We start from the raw sequence: 15,164 nt of genomic DNA, 5'->3' as shown, positions 1-15,164 counted from the left end.
ATCCGTGTCAGCTCCGGCGCGGCTCCCGCACCACCGCGACCTCGCCGGCCGGTACGGCGACGGAGTCGCCGACGCGCTTGCCGGTGAGCAGTTCGACCGCTCCCGGCGCGACCGGGACCGTCGCGTCCGCCGCGCCGTGGTTGATCAGGAACAGGTAGTCGGCCTCCGGCCCGCGCCGCAGCACCGCCTCCACACCGGCGGGCGCCGTACGGACGGCCGTCACACCCGCCTCCGCGCGGACGCGGTCCAGCAGGCCCGCCAGGGTCGCCGGGTCGGGCCGCGTGGACAGGTACCAGGCGCTGCCCGTGCCGTGCGCGTTCCGGGTCACCGCCGGGACTCCGGCCAGCGGGCCCGTCGTGTACGACGACACCACCTCCGCGCCCTCCAGCCGTACCCGCTCCGACCACAACGTGCCGGTGCCGCCGTCGCTCAGGGCCACCGTCTCCCCGGGCAGCAGCGGGAACAGCTCGTCCGTCCGGACGCCGAGGGCCGCACGGAACGCTCCCGGGTAACCGCCCAACCGTACATGGCAGTTCGCGTCGACCATGCCGCTGTGGAAGCCGACGGCGAGGGTGCCGCCGCGCTCCGCGAACGCGGTGAGGTTCGCCGCGCCCTCGTCGTCGACGAGGTAGAGGCTGGGGGCCAGGACGAGCCGGTACGGCGACAGGTCGGCGTCCGGGCGTACGAAGTCCACCGCCACGCCGGAGCGCCACAACGGCTCGTACCAGTCCCGCACCAGGTCCTGGAAGCGCAGTTCGCCGCTCGGCTGCGAGGGCAGTTCCATGGCCCAGCGGGCGTTCCAGTCCCAGACCACGGCCACCTCGGCCGGCGTCGTGCTGCCGCGCACCTCCGCCAGCGCCCGCAGGTCCGCGCCCAGTTGTACGACGTCCCGCCAGATCTGGCTGTCGGTGCCGGCGTGCGGGAGCATCGCCGAGTGCCACTGTTCGGCGCCCGCCTTGGCGGCCCGCCACTGGAAGTACGCGATGCCGTCGGCGCCGCGGGCGACGTGGGCGAGGGCGTTGCGGCGCAACTCCCCCGCCGTCTTGGCCCGGTTGACGGGCTGCCAGTTGACCGCGCCGGTGGAGTGCTCCATCAGCAGCCAGGGACCGCCGGCCAGGGAGCGGACCAGGTCGCCGCTGAGCGCGATGTCGATCTCGGACTCGGGGTCGGCGGACTGGAGGTAGTGGTCGTTGGAGACGATGTCCAACTCCGGCGCCCAGCGCCAGTAGTCGAGAGCGTCGAAGTTGTACATCACCATGAAGTTGGTGGTGGCCGGGGTGTCCGGGGCCGCCTCGCGCAGGACGTCGCGCTCCGCCTCGTACAGCGAGAGCAGGGCGTCGCTGCAGAAGCGGCGCCAGTCCAGCTGGTGGGTGGGGTTGGGGACCGCGCCGGTCGCGCGCGGGGGCAGGATCTGGTCCCAGTCGTAGTACCACTGGCTCCAGAAGGTGGTGCCCCAGGCGTGGTTGAGGGCGTCCAGGCTCGCGTAGCGGTCCTGCAGCCAGGCGCGGAACGCCTCCGCGCTGGTGTCGCAGTGGCACTCGGCGTTGTGGCAGCCGTACTCGTTGTGGACGTGCCACATCACCACGGCGGGGTGATCGGCGTACCGCCGCGCCAGTTCGCCGACGATCCGCAGGGCGGCCTCCCGGTAGGCCGGGCTGCTCGGGCAGAACGTCTGGCGGCTGCCGTACGACAGCCTGCGGCCGTCCTTGTCCACCGGCAGGGCGTCCGGGTGGGCGACGAAGAACCAGGCGGGCGGGGCCGCGGTCGGGGTCGCGAGGTCGGCGGCGATGCCGTGGGCGTGCAGCAGGTCGAGGATGCGGTCCAGGCGCGAGAAGTCGTAGGTGCCCTCGGAGGGTTCCAGCAGCGCCCAGGAGAAGATGTTGACGCTGACCATGGTGACCCCGGCCTCGGCCATCAGCCGCATGTCCTCGGCCCAGACCTCCTCGGGCCACTGCTCGGGGTTGTAGTCGCCGCCGTAGGCGATGCCCGGCACGTTCAGGGCACGGGTCATCGGGCACCTCCGGAGAGCAGTCGGCGCGTGGTGCGTACGCCCCACTCGTCCAGGGACAGCAGCCGGTCGCTGGAGGCCATCAGGCCGCCGGTCGCCTCCACGTGGGCCGCCCAGCGCTCGCGGGTCTCCACGGCGGGGCGGGCCATCAGGCAGTCGGGGTCGTTCGTCCAGAGCCGGCCGTGCTGCCACTGGCGGCCCCCGCCGGTGAACTCGGCGGGGTCCTGGCCAGGCTGGCTGTAGTCGTCGGCCTCGGGGCGGCGGTGCGGAGCCGTGTCGGGGCTGACCCGCATCGCGTCGAACAGGCCGATGGAGGGCAGGATCGGCGCCCCGCAGCCCAGCAGGTAGGCGTCGGCGCCGATCGCCTCGCGGATCAGGCGGACGCCGTCGCGGTACGCGGTCAGGGCGTCGACGTCCTGGTGCCGCACGCCGTCCAGCGCGCCCGCGTACAGGAAGTCGACCTTGAAGTAGTCGTAGCCCTCGGAGCGCAGCGTGCGGAAGACGTCCGTCAGGTACGCCGCCGCCTCGGGGTGGGTGGTGTCCAGGACCCGCAGGTCGTGGCCCCAGTTGCGGCCGGCGTGCGTGAAGCCGCCGTCGGCGGAGCGGACCAGCCAGTCGGGGTGTTCGGTGGCCAGGTCGCTCGCGGGGTCCACCAGGAAGGGGGCGGTCCAGATGCCGGCCCGGCGGCCGCGCGCCCGGATGGCGTCCGCGATGCCCTCGCGGGAGCGGAAGCGGCCGGAGAGGGTGAGCCAGTCGCCGAGGGCCTTCTGGTAGCCGTCGTCGATCTGGACCACGTCGATGGGCAGGTCGAGGGTGTCCATCGCACGGAGGTTCTCGTGGATGTCGTCCTCGGTGACGTCGGTGAAGTACTCGTACCAGGAGCACCAGACCGTGGGGGCCGGCCGCGGCGGCTCGAGGCCGAGGCCGTCGGCCCAGCTGCCCAGGGCTTCCTGGATGCCGGTGCCCGTCCACTCCTTCACCGGGCCGTCGGCGACGACCTCCGCGAGGCCGTCCGTCACCGTCAGGCGGATGGACGGGACCTCGCCGGTGGGGTCGACGGCCGCCCACAGCCGGGTCGGTGAGCCGTCGCCGGGGTCGAGCGCCAGCAGCCCCTCGCCCTGGAAGGTGCCCTCGGGGACGGTGACGCCGGGGCGGTAACAGACCGTCGCCCAGTTGTCGTTGGTCGGGCGGTACGGCCGGTCACCGGGGGCGTAGGCCCCGCTGGGGCTCCAGGACTGCCAACCCTCCTCGTGGACCCGGGCGTTGAGCGGGTCCACGGGGAGAGAGGCGACGGGGGTGAAGGGGTGGTGCACGGGGGTCTCTTTCACAAAGGGGGCGTCAGCCCTTGTTGGCGCCGAGGGTGAGGCCGCTGACGAACTGCCGTTGCAGGACGAAGTACACGATCAGGGTGGGGATCGCGGTGAGCAGGGCGCCGGCGGCGACGAGGTTGGGGTCGGTGAAGTACTGCCCGGAGAGGTTGTTCAACGCGCTGGTGATCGGCATGTTCTCGCCGGTGGAGATCAGCACGATGGCCCAGAAGAAGTCGTTGTAGATCCAGATGGACAGCAACGTCGCCAGGGCGGCCATGGCCGGCTTGCACAGCGGCAGCACGATCTGCCAGTACTGACGCCACACCGACGCGCCGTCCACCAGGGCGGCCTCGGTCAGCTCGTGCGGCAGCATCCGCATGTAGTTGGACAGCACGAACGCGCAGAACCCGGACTGGAACGCCACATGGATCAGCACCAGGCCGAGCGCGGAGTCGTACAGCTTGCCGCTGGCGGTGACGCCGGGCAGGTCGATGAGCAGGTACATCCGGTACAGCGGGGTGATGATGACCTGCTGGGGCAGCAGGTTGCCGGCCGTGAAGACCAGCAACAGGGCGATGTTCAGCCGGAAGTCGAACCGGGAGACGTAGAACGCCACCATCGACGACAGCAGCAGGGTCAGCAGCACGGCCGGCACCGCGATGATCAGCGTGTTGCCGAAGTAGTGCAGCATGTCCGACTGCTCGAAGGCGTTCTTGAAGTTGTCGAGCGTCAGCTTGTCCGGCCAGGACACATAGCCCTTGTTGCTGGTCTCCGAATACGGCCGCAGCGCGGCGAAGATCGCCCACACCAGGGGGGCGAGCCAGGCCAGCGAGGTGGTGACGAGGAAGACGTGCAGCAGGATCCGGGCCGGGCGGACGGGGGTGCGCTGCTTGGTGATGACAGCCGTGCTCACGCTTGCCGCTCCTTCCGGAAGGTCGCGATCAGGTAGGGGATGATGACCGCGAGGGAGATCACCAGCAGGACGACCGCGATCGCGGAGCCGTAACCGATCCGGCTGGACTCGCCGATGATGTTGTTGGTGATCAGGATCGACAGCAACTCGGTGCCCTGGGCGCCCTTGTTGAAGACGAAGACCAGGTCGAAGGCGCGCAGCGCCTCGATGATCGTCACGACCAGGACGACGGTGTTGGTGGGCCTGAGCGTCGGGAAGATGACGTTCTTGAACGTCTGCCACTCGTTCGCGCCGTCCAGGGCGGAGGCCTCGCGCAGGGAGGGGTCGACGCCCTTCAGGCCGGCGAGGTAGAGGATCATCATGTAGCCGGTGTGCCGCCAGGACGCGGCGACCAGCACGGCCCACAGGTTCAGGTGCGGGTCGCCGATCCAGTCGATGTAGTGGCCGGGCTTGTTGGCCCCGATGAGGCTGTTGATCAGGCCGGTGTCGGGGTTGTAGACCAGCTGCCACACGAAGCCGGTGACCGCCAGGGAGACCACGACCGGCAGGAAGTAGGCGGTCTGGTAGACCCGGGAGAAGCGGATCTTCTTGTCCAGCTGGACGGCCAGGAACAGGCCCATCGGTGTGGGGATGAGGATGAGCACGACGAACCAGATGATGTTGTGCTCGACCGCGGGCCAGAACTGCGGGTTGTCGCTGAACAGTTGTTTGAAGTTGTCCAGCCCCACCCATTTGATGGAGTCGAAGCCGATGCCGTCCCAGCTGGTGAAGGCCAGGAAGATCGACGCGATGGCGGTGACCCAGACCAGGGCCACATGAAGGACCGTCGGCACGCCCGCCATGAAGGCGAGCGTGATGCGGTCGCGGCGGGTCAGCAGGCGCTTGTGGCCTCGCGGGACCCGCTTGTCTACAGGCGCGGGGCCCGGAGACGGCTGGGGGGCCGCCTCCGGGCTCGTGGTGGTGATGTCGGCGCTCATCAGGACGCGAAGATCGTCTTCTTCTGGCGTTCGATCGAGGCCAGCAGGCTGTCGACGCCCTTGGGGTTCTGCAGGAACTTCTGCAGCGAGGGCTGCATCACCGTGGAGGTGAAGTCCGGCCGGGAGTCGCGGTCCATGAACTGCGTCAGGCTCTTGGCGTTGGAGATCATCTCGAACGCCTTCTTCTGCAGCGGCGAGTAGGAGGCGGTGGAGGCCTTGCTGGAGGCGGCCACCACGCTCGGGTCGCCCTTGAGGTAGAGCTCCTCGGCGCCCGGGGTGCCCAGGTACTCCATCAGCTTGAGCATGCCCGCCTTGTTCTTGGGCGCCTTGGAGACCATGAAGCCGTCGGTGGGCGCCTCCACGGTGTCCTGCCCGTAGGCGGAGTTGATCTCCGGGAAGGCGAAGAAGTCCAGGTCGTCGAGGTCGGCCTTGTTGGTGAACTGCTGGGCCACGAAGGTGCCCAGCAGGTACATGCCGGCCTTCTTCGACACCAGGGTCTGGGCGGCGTCCTGCCAGGTGCGGCCCATGAAGCCGTCCTGGTGGTAGGGCAGCAGCTCGGCCCAGTGGTCGAAGACGGCCTTGACCTTGGCGTCGGTCCAGGCGGCCTTGCCCGCCATCAGCTCGACGTGGAAGTCGTAGCCGTTCAGGCGGAAGTTGATCTGGTCGAAGGTGCCCATCGCCGGCCAGGCGTCCTTGTCACCGAACGCGATCGGGACCAGGCCGTCCTTCTTCATCTTCTTGCACAGGGCGACCAACTCGTCCCACGTGGTGGGGACCTGGTAGCCCTTCGCCTGGAAGACGCTCTTGCGGTAGAAGATCGCCCACGGGTACGTGGTCATCGGCACGAAGTAGTACTTGCCGTCCTCGCCCTTGCTGAGCTTCTTCATGGCGTCGGGGAAGTTGCCCCCGATCTTGTCCCACACGTCGTCGATCGGGGAGGCGAGGCCCTTCTTGGCGAAGAACTGCATCCGGTAGCCCGCGAACCACTTGAACACGTCGTCCGGCGTGCCCTGGAGGTAGGAGTTGATCTGCTCCTGGAAGGTGTTGTGGTCCTTGGTGTTGACGTCGACCGTGATGCCCGACTGCTTCTTGAAGGCGTCGTAGACGGCCGCGTACGCCTTCTTCGGCACCGCATCCGAGTCGTTGGAACCGACGCTGACGGTCTTGGAATCCGATCCGCTGCTGCTGCTGCCACACGCGCTCAGCAGCGGAATACCGGCACCCGCGAGCAGCGCGGCACCGCCCACGCCGCGCAGCACACTGCGTCGGCTGGTGGAGGGAAGAGAGAGACCCGAGGGGGAGAGGTCCATGTACGGCTCCTGAAGGCAGGGTTCGGCCACAACTGCGCCATGTCGAAACAAGTCGAAACCGACCAGAAATCAACTCGACCGAACATCGTGGCGGTAATAACAGCGTCATGTCCGCTCATGGGTCAATAGCTGCCCAAGAGCTTTGTGGAAACGTGACCGACATGTTTTCGATGGATCTCGTCCGGGTGGTCGGACAGAGCCGACGCGAGATGGGCGGAAATGTCGGTTTCACGCCGGGGTTTGACCGAGGTCAGCCGAGGATCCGCACGGTCCTGGAGACGCTGACCTGGTCGATGTCGGAGGTCCTGATCGTCGCCTTCAGCGTCCAGGTCCCGGCGATCGGCAGGGTCAGGGAGTTGGTCCCCCAGTAGCCGCCGAGGTTCTTCAGCCGCGCGTCGATCGGACCGATCTTCTGCGCGGGGAGCGTGAGGGAGAGCCGCAGCTCGGGGACGGTGGAGATGCCGCCGTCGGGGCCGAAGACGACCGCCTGCACGGAGTTGTCGCCGACCCGTCCGGGGTCGAGGGTGATCTGCACCTTGCCGTGGCCGCCGGGGGTGCCGACGTCGAACGGGATCATGGTCACGGACGTGGCCGGCAGCCCGCCGGCCGTCGCCGGCGCCTGCTCCGCCTCCGCGGCGGCACGGCCCGGCAGCGTGCCGGTGAGAACCGTGGTGACCACCAGGACGACCACGCCCACGGTGACTTCGGCGAGAACGGAGCGGCGGAGGCCCCGGCGGTGGGCGGCGGACTCCGCCGGATCCGCGGGGGGCCGCGCCGAGGGGCCGTCGGCGGACCCGTGCGCCGGGAGGTGCCCGTCGGCGGGTTCGTCCGGCGTGGGCAGCGACGGCCCGCCGCCGACCGGCTCCGGCACCCGTTCCCGTACGACCGACTCGGCCGGCGCCGTGACGAGCCGCGCCGTCAACTGCCGGGAGAGCCACGCCAGGGCCAGCAGCAGCGCGACAGCGGCCAGTTTGGCGAGCAGCAGACGGCCGTACGTGGTTTCCGTGAGCGCGTTCAGGGAGCCGAGGCCGCGCCAGGACTGGTAGACGCCGGTGACGACCAGGACGGTCACGCAGGCCGGGGCGAGGCGGGAGAAGCGGGCCACCGCGGCCGGGGCGAGCTCGGTGCGGTGCAGCAGGACCAGCAGCGCCGTGAGGCCGCCCAGCCAGACGGCCATGGCGAGCAGATGCAGCACCGAGGACGCCATGGCCACGGGCACCTGGATGCCGGCCGAGGCGTGCTCGGCGGCGGCCCAGGTCAGCGCGAACGCGACGGCCAGGACGGTGAGGGCGGTCAGGGGCACGGCGGTGCGCGCGGTGAGGGGCAGGCGGGTGGAGCCTGGAGTCGGGCGCGACGCGGCCCGGGAGGGTGCGGGGATCGGGTGCGACGCGGCCCGGCGAGCGGCCTCAGAGCCCGTGTCCGCCCGCCCGGCGTCCGCCAGGACCGGGGGACGCCGTTCGGCCTCGTGCGGGCCGTCCTGGGCGTCGGGTCGCCCCTCGCCCTCGGCGGCCGGTGGACGCCCGTCGGTGTCCTGAAGCCCCTCCCGCCCTTCCGGCGGATGTGGGAGGCCCGCCTCGGGGGCGCTCTCCCGGCTCCCCGCCGCCGACAGCCACGACCAGGCCGGTCGTTTGCGGAGTGACACGAAGATGCCGGCGACGATCAGCAGCAGCGCCAGCCGGACCAGCAGCGCCAGCCCCGGCCGGCCCGTCAGGGTCCGGGTGAGGGCCCCGGAATCGAAGGCCGCCGCCGGGCCCGCCCCGGTCTCGTACGGGGCACGCAGGGCCAGCAGGAACAGGCCGGTGCCCAGCAGGGTCCACCAGCCCGTCACCAGGGGTTTGCGCAGGGGGGCGGGGTCCGCCGGGCGGCACAGGACGACGAAGGCAGCGGTGCCGATGAGCAGGGCCGCGGCGAGGTAGGCCAGATAGCGGGCGATGTTGTACAGGCCGGCGGTGGCCGGGTTCTCGACCGGGCCGGAGTCCACCGAGGCGACCGTCGCCGAGGGTTTGCCGACCGAGAAGGTGAACGCGCCCGACACCGGGTGGCTGTCCGCCGACACCGCCCGCCAGGCCACCACGTACGTGCCCCGCGCGAGCTCGGCGGGGAGCGTCACACGAGCGGTGTCCGAGCCGCCGGGCCCGTGCTCGGCCCGCCCGGTGCGGACACGCTTGTTGTGGGGGTCCAGGACACGGAAGGAGTCGTCGAGCAGGCCGACGGACTCGGTGAAGGTCAGCGTGATCCGACGGGGCGCCGACTTCAGGACGCTTCCGTCCTCGGGGTCGGTGGACTTCAGGGCCGCGTGGGCCGACGCCGGGCCGGCGCCGCCGAGGACGAGCAGGACCAGCAGGGCGCCGAGCAGCAGTGTTCCCCGCGCTCCCGTGCGCCCGCCGGTTCCCCGCAGCCGCCGTCCGCCGCGCGCACCCTCACACCTCACGTCGTCTCTCCGTCGTCGGACTCGCCGCCTTCCGGTTAGGTACGCACGGAAGCCGCCGTGTGCTCAGCACCCTCACCACGTCGGCCGCGCCGACACCCCGCCGTCCGTCACCAGGTCGTGTCCCGTGACCCAGGACGCGAGCCGTGAGGCGAGGAACACGCAGGCGTCCCCCACGTCCTCCGGCCGACCCAGCCGGCCGAGCGGTACCGCGGCCCGCCAGCGCGCCACCCCTTCGGGCCAGGCCTCGGCGAGGCCCTCCCGGTCGATCAGCCCGGGCGAGACGGTGTTGACGCGGATGCCGTACGCCCCGTACTCCAGGGCCGCCGACCGGGCGTGCATGACGACGGCCGCCTTGGAGGCGCTGTAGTGGGCGTGCGCGGGGGCCGGCTGCCGTGCCTCGATGGACGCGATGTGGGTCACCGAACCGCCGCCGCCCGCGCGCATGACCTCCGCCGCGGCCTGCGTGCACGCGAAGACGCTCGACAGGTTGGCGTCCACGACCGCGCGCCACTCGCCCGCCGTCATCCCGGGCAGCTCCTGGACGGGCTGCACCCCCGCGTTGTTGACCAGTGCGTCCAGCCGGCCGCCCCACTCGGCCGCCTCGCCCACGACCCGGCGGCACACGTCCTCGTCGGTGAGATCGCCCCGCACCACGACGGCCCGTCCGCCCGACCGCCCGATCCGGTCGGCCACTTCGCCTGCCGCCTCCACGGCCGTACGGCAGTGCACGGCGACCGCGGCACCCTCCTCGGCGAACCTCAGCGCGATGCCCCGGCCGATGCCGCCGCCCGCGCCGGTGACCAGGGCGACCTGTCCTTCGAGGAGTCTCATGGGCGGGACAGTTCCAGGATCTGGGCCGCCCGGTCGGGATACCGCGCCGTCAGTTCGCCCGCGTCGCCGTGCTCGTACCCCTCGTAGGTGAAGCCGGGAGCCATCGTGCAGCCGAAGAACGTCCACGCGCCGAGCGTCCGGCCGCCCATCCAGGTGCCGGCGGGCACGGTCAGCTGGGGGTGCTGGCCGCCCAGGACGTCCGGGCCGAGGACGGCCGTGGACGAGGTGCCGTCGGGGGCGAGGAGCAGGAGTTCGAGGGGGTCGCCGAGGTAGAAGTGCCAGATCTCGTCGGTCGGCAGCCGGTGCAGGGCGGAGTGGTCGCCGGGGGTCAGCAGGGCGACGATCGCCGTGCCCTCGGGACGCCCGTCGGCCCGTTCGGGTCCCGCCCAGGTGGCACGGAACAGGCCGCCCTCGCGGGGGATCGGCTCCAGCGCGTAGTGCGCGATCAGGGCTTCCGGGGTCACCGGCGTCGCCGGATTCGGCTGGCTCACCTCCCGCACGCTACTCCCCCTCCGCAGGAGCGAGTTGGGTCGTCCCCGTCGGCGCGGGCATCACCGTCCACGGCGTCAAGGGCTGCTTCGGCGCGGCGCTCGCCGGCACTCACGTGGAGCTCTGACGCCGACGCGGGCATGATCGGGGTCATGGACGTCACCCTTCACCTCGCCCAGGACCCCGAGGCCGACGAGCTCCTCGGGCGGTCCCCGCTCGCCGCGCTGGTCGGGATGCTGCTGGACCAGCAGGTCCCGATGGAGTGGGCGTTCAAGGGACCCCGCACCATCGCCGACCGGCTCGGCGCCGACGACCTGGACGCGCACGAGATCGCCGCGCAGGACCCGGAGGCGTTCGGCGCGCTGCTCTCCGAGAAGCCGGCCGTGCACCGCTACCCGGGTTCCATGGCCAAGCGGATCCAGCAGCTGTGCCAGTACCTCGTCGAGCACTACGACGGCAACGCCGAGCTCGTCTGGAAGGGCGTCGCCGACGGCCGTGAGCTGCTGCGCCGCCTGCAGGAGCTGCCCGGCTTCGGCAGGCAGAAGGCGCAGATCTTCCTGGCGCTGCTCGGCAAGCAGCTGGGCGTGCGGCCCGAGGGGTGGCAGGAGGCCGCCGGGGCCTACGGCGAGGCCGAGTCCTTCCGGTCCGTCGCCGACATCACCGGGCCGGAGTCCCTGGCCAGGGTCCGCGCACACAAGCAGGAGATGAAGGCGGCGGCCAAGGCGGCGAAGAAGCAGGGGTAGCGTCAGCCGGGCGGGCTCCAGCGGTGGCGGAGCAATCGCCGCCGGTCCAAGCATGGATCATGACCGACCTGCACAACACCGCTGACCGGGGCGCCCGGCACGACGACCACGAGGCCCGCGGCTTCGCGCCCGAGCCGCCCTTCGAAGGCCCCCTGCACGCCCTCTCCCGCGCCGCCTGGCAGGTCGTCCTGCTCACCGGCGTCGCCTCGCTGGTCCTCGGCGTCCTGGTTCTCGTCTGGCCGGGCGCCTCCCTGCTCGCGGCCGGTGTCCTGTTCGGCCTCTACCTGCTCATCAGCGGCGTCTTCCAGCTGATCGCCGCCTTCGGCACGCACCGATCGACGTCGCTGCGCGTCCTGGCCTTCATCAGCGGCGCCCTCTCCATCCTGCTGGGCCTGTTCTGTCTGCGCGGCCCGATGCGGTCGATCCTGCTGCTCGCCCTGTGGATCGGCATCGGCTGGCTCATCCGCGGGATCACCCAGACCCTGGCCGCGGCCTCCGACAAGGAGATGCCTGCCCGCGGCTGGCAGATCTTCCTCGGCGTCGTCACCTTCGTCGCCGGGATCGTGCTGATCGACTCCCCCTTCGAGTCGGTCGCCGTGCTGACCCTCGTCGGCGGCATCTGGCTGGTCGCCGTCGGGATCGTGGAGATCATCACGGCGGTCCGCATCCGGGGCCGCGCACGCCAGGTACCGCGCACTCTCTAGTCGTACCGCGTGCTCCGAACGGGCGTATCCGGCACCCGGCGTGCTGAACAGCGGGCGTGTCGGGGGGAGAGGATCCCCGTGACCACCGCACGACGCCGCCCGCGCAGCCGCTCCTGGCTGCGGGCGCTCGTGCTGTTGCTGGCGCTGCTGGTCCCCCAGGAGGCCTGCCCGGTGCCGTCCGCGGAGCCGCAGGCCGTGAACGTCGAGTACGACGTCATGGAGGCGGCGGCGCTGCCTCCCCTCCTGCGCGCGGTCCAGCGCCCGGCCGTGCCCCCGCGGCCGGCGCCGCTGCCGCCCCCGGCACCCGCCGGGCCAACGGCGCCCTCCGGAAGCCTCCCGGCGCGCGTCCCGCTTCTCCCGCGCACCGTGGTCCTGCGCTGCTGACAGACCCCGCCTCCACGCAAGGTCAGTCACGACGCAAGGAAGTCAGTCATGCCCACCGACCCGTACGCGATCCTCCGCGCCCTGCTGCGCGCGGAGGCCGCCCGCAGCGCGCCGAAGCCGGACGCGCGCACACCGCAGCCGAAGCGGCCCCAGGAGGAACGGGACCGCTGACCGGACGGCGGAGGCGGGCCTACCGCCTCCGCCGTGCCGTGCCGAAGAGCGAGCGGGTGATCTCGCGGCCGATCTGCGTGCCGACCGAGCGGGCCAGGGACTTGAACATGCCGCTGCCGACGACCTGTTCGACCACGCTCGGCTGCGGCTTCGCCTTCGGCGCCCTGGCGGCTTCCTTCATCTCGTCGGGCCCCTTGGCCCCGGCGGGCTGGTCCGAGGTCAGCTTCTCGTACGCCGACTCCCTGTCCACAGCCTGTGCGTAACGCCCGTACAGCGGCGAGGAGCGCACCGCCTCGTCCAGGGCGGGGCCCTCGACCGGCCCCATCAGCGACTCGGGCGCGCGCAGCCGCGTGGCGGCCACCGGCGTCGGGGCGCCCTTCTCACCGAGCACGGTGACCACGGCCTCGCCGGTGCCCAGGCCCGTGAGCAGCTCCTCCAGGTCGTAGGCGCTGTTCGGGAAGGTCTTCACCGTCGCCTTGAGGGCCTTCTGGTCGTCCGGTGTGAACGCCCGCAGGGCGTGCTGGACGCGGTTGCCGAGCTGGGCGAGGACGTCGGACGGTACGTCCTTCGGGGTCTGGGTGACGAAGAAGACGCCGACTCCTTTCGAGCGAATCAGCCGGACGGTCTGCGTGATCGAGTCGAGGAACGCCTTGGAGGCGTCGTCGAAGAGCAGATGCGCCTCGTCGAAGAAGAACACGAGCCCCGGCTTCTCGGCGTCCCCGACCTCCGGCAGGTCGTGGAAGAGATCGGCGAGCAGCCACATCAGGAAGGTCGAGAACAGCTGCGGACGGTCCTGTACGGCGGCCAGTTCGAGGACGGAGACGATGCCCCGCCCGTCGTCCGCCGTGCGCAGGAACTCGCCGGTGTCGAACTCCGGCTCCCCGAAGAAGTCGGCCATCCCCTGTGCCTCGAAGGCGGTCAGCGAGCGCAGGATGACGCCGGCCGTGGCGGTCGACAGTCCGCCGATGCCCTTCAGCTCCTCCCTGCCCTCGTCGGAGGTGAGGAAGGCGACGACCGCGCGCAGGTCCTTCAGGTCGACCAGGTCCAGGCCCTTCTGGTCGGCGTAGTGGAAGATCAGGCCGAGGGACTGCTCCTGGGTCTGGTTGAGCTGGAGCACCTTGGCGAGCAGCACCGGGCCGAAGCTGGTGACCGTGGCCCGGACCGGGATGCCGTGCCCGAGCCCGCCGAGGGCGTAGAACTCGGCGGGAAAGCCGGTCGGCGTCCACTCCTGGTGGACCTCCGCGGCCCGCTCCCTGACTTTGTCGTTCGGCTGCCCGGCGGCCGAGATCCCGGACAGGTCGCCCTTGATGTCGGCGAGGAAGACCGGCACGCCCTGCGCCGACAGCTGCTCGGCGACCAGCTGGAGCGTCTTGGTCTTTCCGGTGCCGGTGGCGCCCGCGACCAGGCCGTGGCGGTTGAGCATGGGCAGGGGGATGCGGATCTGCGCGTCGGGCAGGCACTCCCCGCCCCACATCAGGGCGCCGAGATCCAGGGCCGGGCCGGTGAACGCATACCCGGAGGCGATCTCCAGGGCCTCTCGCGGGAGGGCACGGGCGCTTCCCGGGGCCTCGGACGTGGTTGCCGGTGGCATGGTCTCTCGATCGCTCATGTCAGACCCTCTGTTCCCGGTTCGGCCCGGTTTGCGGCATCTTTTCCAGCGTCGCACTCCGTCTCCATGGCTGCGCCCGGAAGGTCTTGACCGGTAGGCTTTCCGTGTGATCTTCAAGCGCATCGGAAACGGCCGGCCGTACCCCGACCACGGCCGGGAAAGCACCCGGCAGTGGGCGGACGTCGCGCCGCGCCCGGTCCGCCTCGATCAGCTCGTGACGACCAAGGGACAGCTCGACCTGGAAACGCTCCTGGCCGAGGACTCGACCTTCTACGGCGACCTGTTCGCCCACGTCGTCAAGTGGCAGGGCGACCTCTACCTGGAGGACGGACTGCACCGCGCGGTGCGGGCGGCGCTGCAGCAGCGCCAGGTGCTGCACGCGCGCGTGCTGGAACTGGACTGACACGCCCGGGATCGAGGACGGTCGGTAAAGGCTTGGCCCTTTCGGGTTCACCTGCGCGGCGTCGAATGATCATCTAGTAGGCATCGCCGCTCAGGCGCACTACGCTGCGCTCATGAGCATGCTGACTCCCCCCGGCATGGGTGGTAAGTACCGGATCAAGGGAGACAAGTACCCCCGGATGCGCCCTCGCCGGAGGCGCGGCAGGCTCGTGCTCGCCGCCACCGCCTCCGTCGTCGCGCTCGGCGTGCTCGGCTGGGGCACGCTGCAGCTCGTCGACGTCTTCACCGGCGGCGGCAAGAAGGCCTCGGCGGCCGGCCCCAAGGCGGACTGCACGACACGAGTGAGCGCGAGCGCCTCCGCCGCGGCCGCCGCGAAGGTGCCGAAGCCCGCGCAGATCACCGTGAATGTCTACAACGCCACCCCGCGCAGCGGGCTGGCCAAGGACACCGCGGACGAGCTCAAGAAGCGCGGCTTCAAGATCGGCGACGTGGGCAACGCGGCCAAGGAGTTCGACAAGAAGGTCAAGGGCACCGGGATACTGCTGGGCCCGGCGTCGTCCCTGAACACCTCGCTGCCCGTGCTGGGGACCCAGCTGACCGGCGCCGAGCGCCGCACGGACGCGTCCCGCAAGGGAGCCGACGTCGATCTGATCATCGGCACGGGTTTCACTTCGCTCGCGAAGCAGGCGGACGCGGAGAAGGCGCTGGCCGCGCTGGGGGGGCCGGTGGCGACGCCCACGTCTTCGAAGAAGGGCTGCTGAGACGACTGCGCTTGCGGGCTGGTGAGGCGCCTACGCGCCGTAGGGGTCGCGGTCGCGGGGCGGGCGCAGGTCCGGATGTGGCTGGTCGCGCAGTTCCCCGCGCCCCTACCGGCGTTGCGGC

The 15,164-nt window shown here is 71.1% G+C and carries 15 protein-coding genes; 6 read left to right on the top strand and 9 right to left on the bottom strand.

Features of this window, described 5'->3' with window-relative positions; translation table 11 throughout:
* Positions 1–7: 7 nt before the first annotated feature.
* The 8 genes from ACIGDI_RS38125 to ACIGDI_RS38090 all read right to left on the bottom strand — a co-directional run bounded on the left by ACIGDI_RS38125 (position 8) and on the right by ACIGDI_RS38090 (position 10,244).
* Positions 8–2,011 (bottom strand): beta-galactosidase, encoded by a 2,004-nt coding sequence (locus ACIGDI_RS38125; RefSeq protein WP_399906698.1) that lies wholly within the window; start codon positions 2,009–2,011, stop codon positions 8–10.
* The gene (locus ACIGDI_RS38120; protein ID WP_399906765.1) at positions 2,008–3,321 is read right to left on the bottom strand and encodes a glycoside hydrolase family 36 protein; all 1,314 of its coding nucleotides are present in this window, start codon (positions 3,319–3,321) and stop codon (positions 2,008–2,010) included. The genes ACIGDI_RS38125 and ACIGDI_RS38120 overlap by 4 nt, the downstream gene beginning before the upstream one ends.
* A 25-nt stretch (positions 3,322–3,346) precedes the next feature.
* Positions 3,347–4,231 (bottom strand): carbohydrate ABC transporter permease, encoded by an 885-nt coding sequence (locus ACIGDI_RS38115; protein WP_272176609.1) that lies wholly within the window; start codon positions 4,229–4,231, stop codon positions 3,347–3,349.
* Entirely contained in the window at positions 4,228–5,208 is a 981-nt protein-coding gene (locus tag ACIGDI_RS38110; RefSeq protein ID WP_399906696.1) for a carbohydrate ABC transporter permease, read from the bottom strand. Before ACIGDI_RS38110 ends, ACIGDI_RS38115 begins: the two co-directional genes overlap by 4 nt.
* Positions 5,208–6,518, bottom strand: a complete 1,311-nt coding sequence (locus ACIGDI_RS38105) for an ABC transporter substrate-binding protein (RefSeq protein WP_399906694.1) — start codon at positions 6,516–6,518, stop codon at positions 5,208–5,210. Before ACIGDI_RS38105 ends, ACIGDI_RS38110 begins: the two co-directional genes overlap by 1 nt.
* 250 nt (positions 6,519–6,768) lie before the next feature.
* On the bottom strand, positions 6,769–8,877 hold the full coding sequence (locus ACIGDI_RS38100; RefSeq protein ID WP_399906763.1) for a copper resistance protein CopC: 2,109 nt from the start codon (positions 8,875–8,877) through the stop codon (positions 6,769–6,771).
* Positions 8,878–9,021: 144 nt separating this feature from the next.
* Positions 9,022–9,780 carry an SDR family NAD(P)-dependent oxidoreductase gene (locus tag ACIGDI_RS38095; protein ID WP_399906692.1) on the bottom strand — a complete coding sequence of 253 codons (759 nt, stop codon included), beginning with the start codon at positions 9,778–9,780 and terminating at the stop codon, positions 9,022–9,024.
* On the bottom strand, positions 9,777–10,244 hold the full coding sequence (locus ACIGDI_RS38090) for a cupin domain-containing protein (RefSeq protein WP_399906761.1): 468 nt from the start codon (positions 10,242–10,244) through the stop codon (positions 9,777–9,779). The genes ACIGDI_RS38095 and ACIGDI_RS38090 overlap by 4 nt, the downstream gene beginning before the upstream one ends.
* Before the next feature lie 177 nt (positions 10,245–10,421).
* Between ACIGDI_RS38090 and ACIGDI_RS38085 the strand changes: the two genes are divergently transcribed.
* The 4 genes from ACIGDI_RS38085 to ACIGDI_RS38070 all read left to right on the top strand — a co-directional run bounded on the left by ACIGDI_RS38085 (position 10,422) and on the right by ACIGDI_RS38070 (position 12,271).
* On the top strand, positions 10,422–11,012 hold the full coding sequence (locus ACIGDI_RS38085) for an HhH-GPD-type base excision DNA repair protein (RefSeq protein WP_399906690.1): 591 nt from the start codon (positions 10,422–10,424) through the stop codon (positions 11,010–11,012).
* Positions 11,013–11,071: 59 nt separating this feature from the next.
* On the top strand, positions 11,072–11,716 hold the full coding sequence (locus tag ACIGDI_RS38080; protein WP_399906689.1) for an HdeD family acid-resistance protein: 645 nt from the start codon (positions 11,072–11,074) through the stop codon (positions 11,714–11,716).
* A 78-nt stretch (positions 11,717–11,794) separates the two neighbouring features.
* Complete coding sequence (locus ACIGDI_RS38075) at positions 11,795–12,100, top strand: hypothetical protein (RefSeq protein ID WP_399906687.1); 306 nt, start codon at positions 11,795–11,797, stop codon at positions 12,098–12,100.
* Positions 12,101–12,148: 48 nt separating this feature from the next.
* Positions 12,149–12,271 carry a hypothetical protein gene (locus ACIGDI_RS38070; protein WP_399906685.1) on the top strand — a complete coding sequence of 41 codons (123 nt, stop codon included), beginning with the start codon at positions 12,149–12,151 and terminating at the stop codon, positions 12,269–12,271.
* A 19-nt stretch (positions 12,272–12,290) separates the two neighbouring features.
* Here the strand turns inward: ACIGDI_RS38070 and ACIGDI_RS38065 are convergent, their stop codons facing one another.
* Entirely contained in the window at positions 12,291–13,880 is a 1,590-nt protein-coding gene (locus ACIGDI_RS38065; protein WP_399906683.1) for a helicase HerA-like domain-containing protein, read from the bottom strand.
* A gap of 106 nt (positions 13,881–13,986) precedes the next feature.
* Here ACIGDI_RS38065 and ACIGDI_RS38060 point away from each other — a divergent pair, with 106 nt between their 5' ends.
* Positions 13,987–14,283: a type II toxin-antitoxin system VapB family antitoxin gene (locus ACIGDI_RS38060; RefSeq protein ID WP_003999914.1), complete on the top strand. Its 297-nt coding sequence runs from the start codon at positions 13,987–13,989 to the stop codon at positions 14,281–14,283.
* A gap of 112 nt (positions 14,284–14,395) precedes the next feature.
* Positions 14,396–15,043: a LytR C-terminal domain-containing protein gene (locus tag ACIGDI_RS38055; protein WP_399906681.1), complete on the top strand. Its 648-nt coding sequence runs from the start codon at positions 14,396–14,398 to the stop codon at positions 15,041–15,043.
* Positions 15,044–15,164 lie beyond the last annotated feature (121 nt).

Source organism: Streptomyces sp. NPDC085900 (assembly GCF_044540925.1).
In the GTDB taxonomy this organism is placed as follows: Bacteria; Actinomycetota; Actinomycetes; order Streptomycetales; family Streptomycetaceae; genus Streptomyces; species Streptomyces gilvifuscus.
The sequence above is the reverse complement of the archived record's forward strand: the minus strand, read 5'-3'. Positions and strand labels throughout refer to the sequence as shown.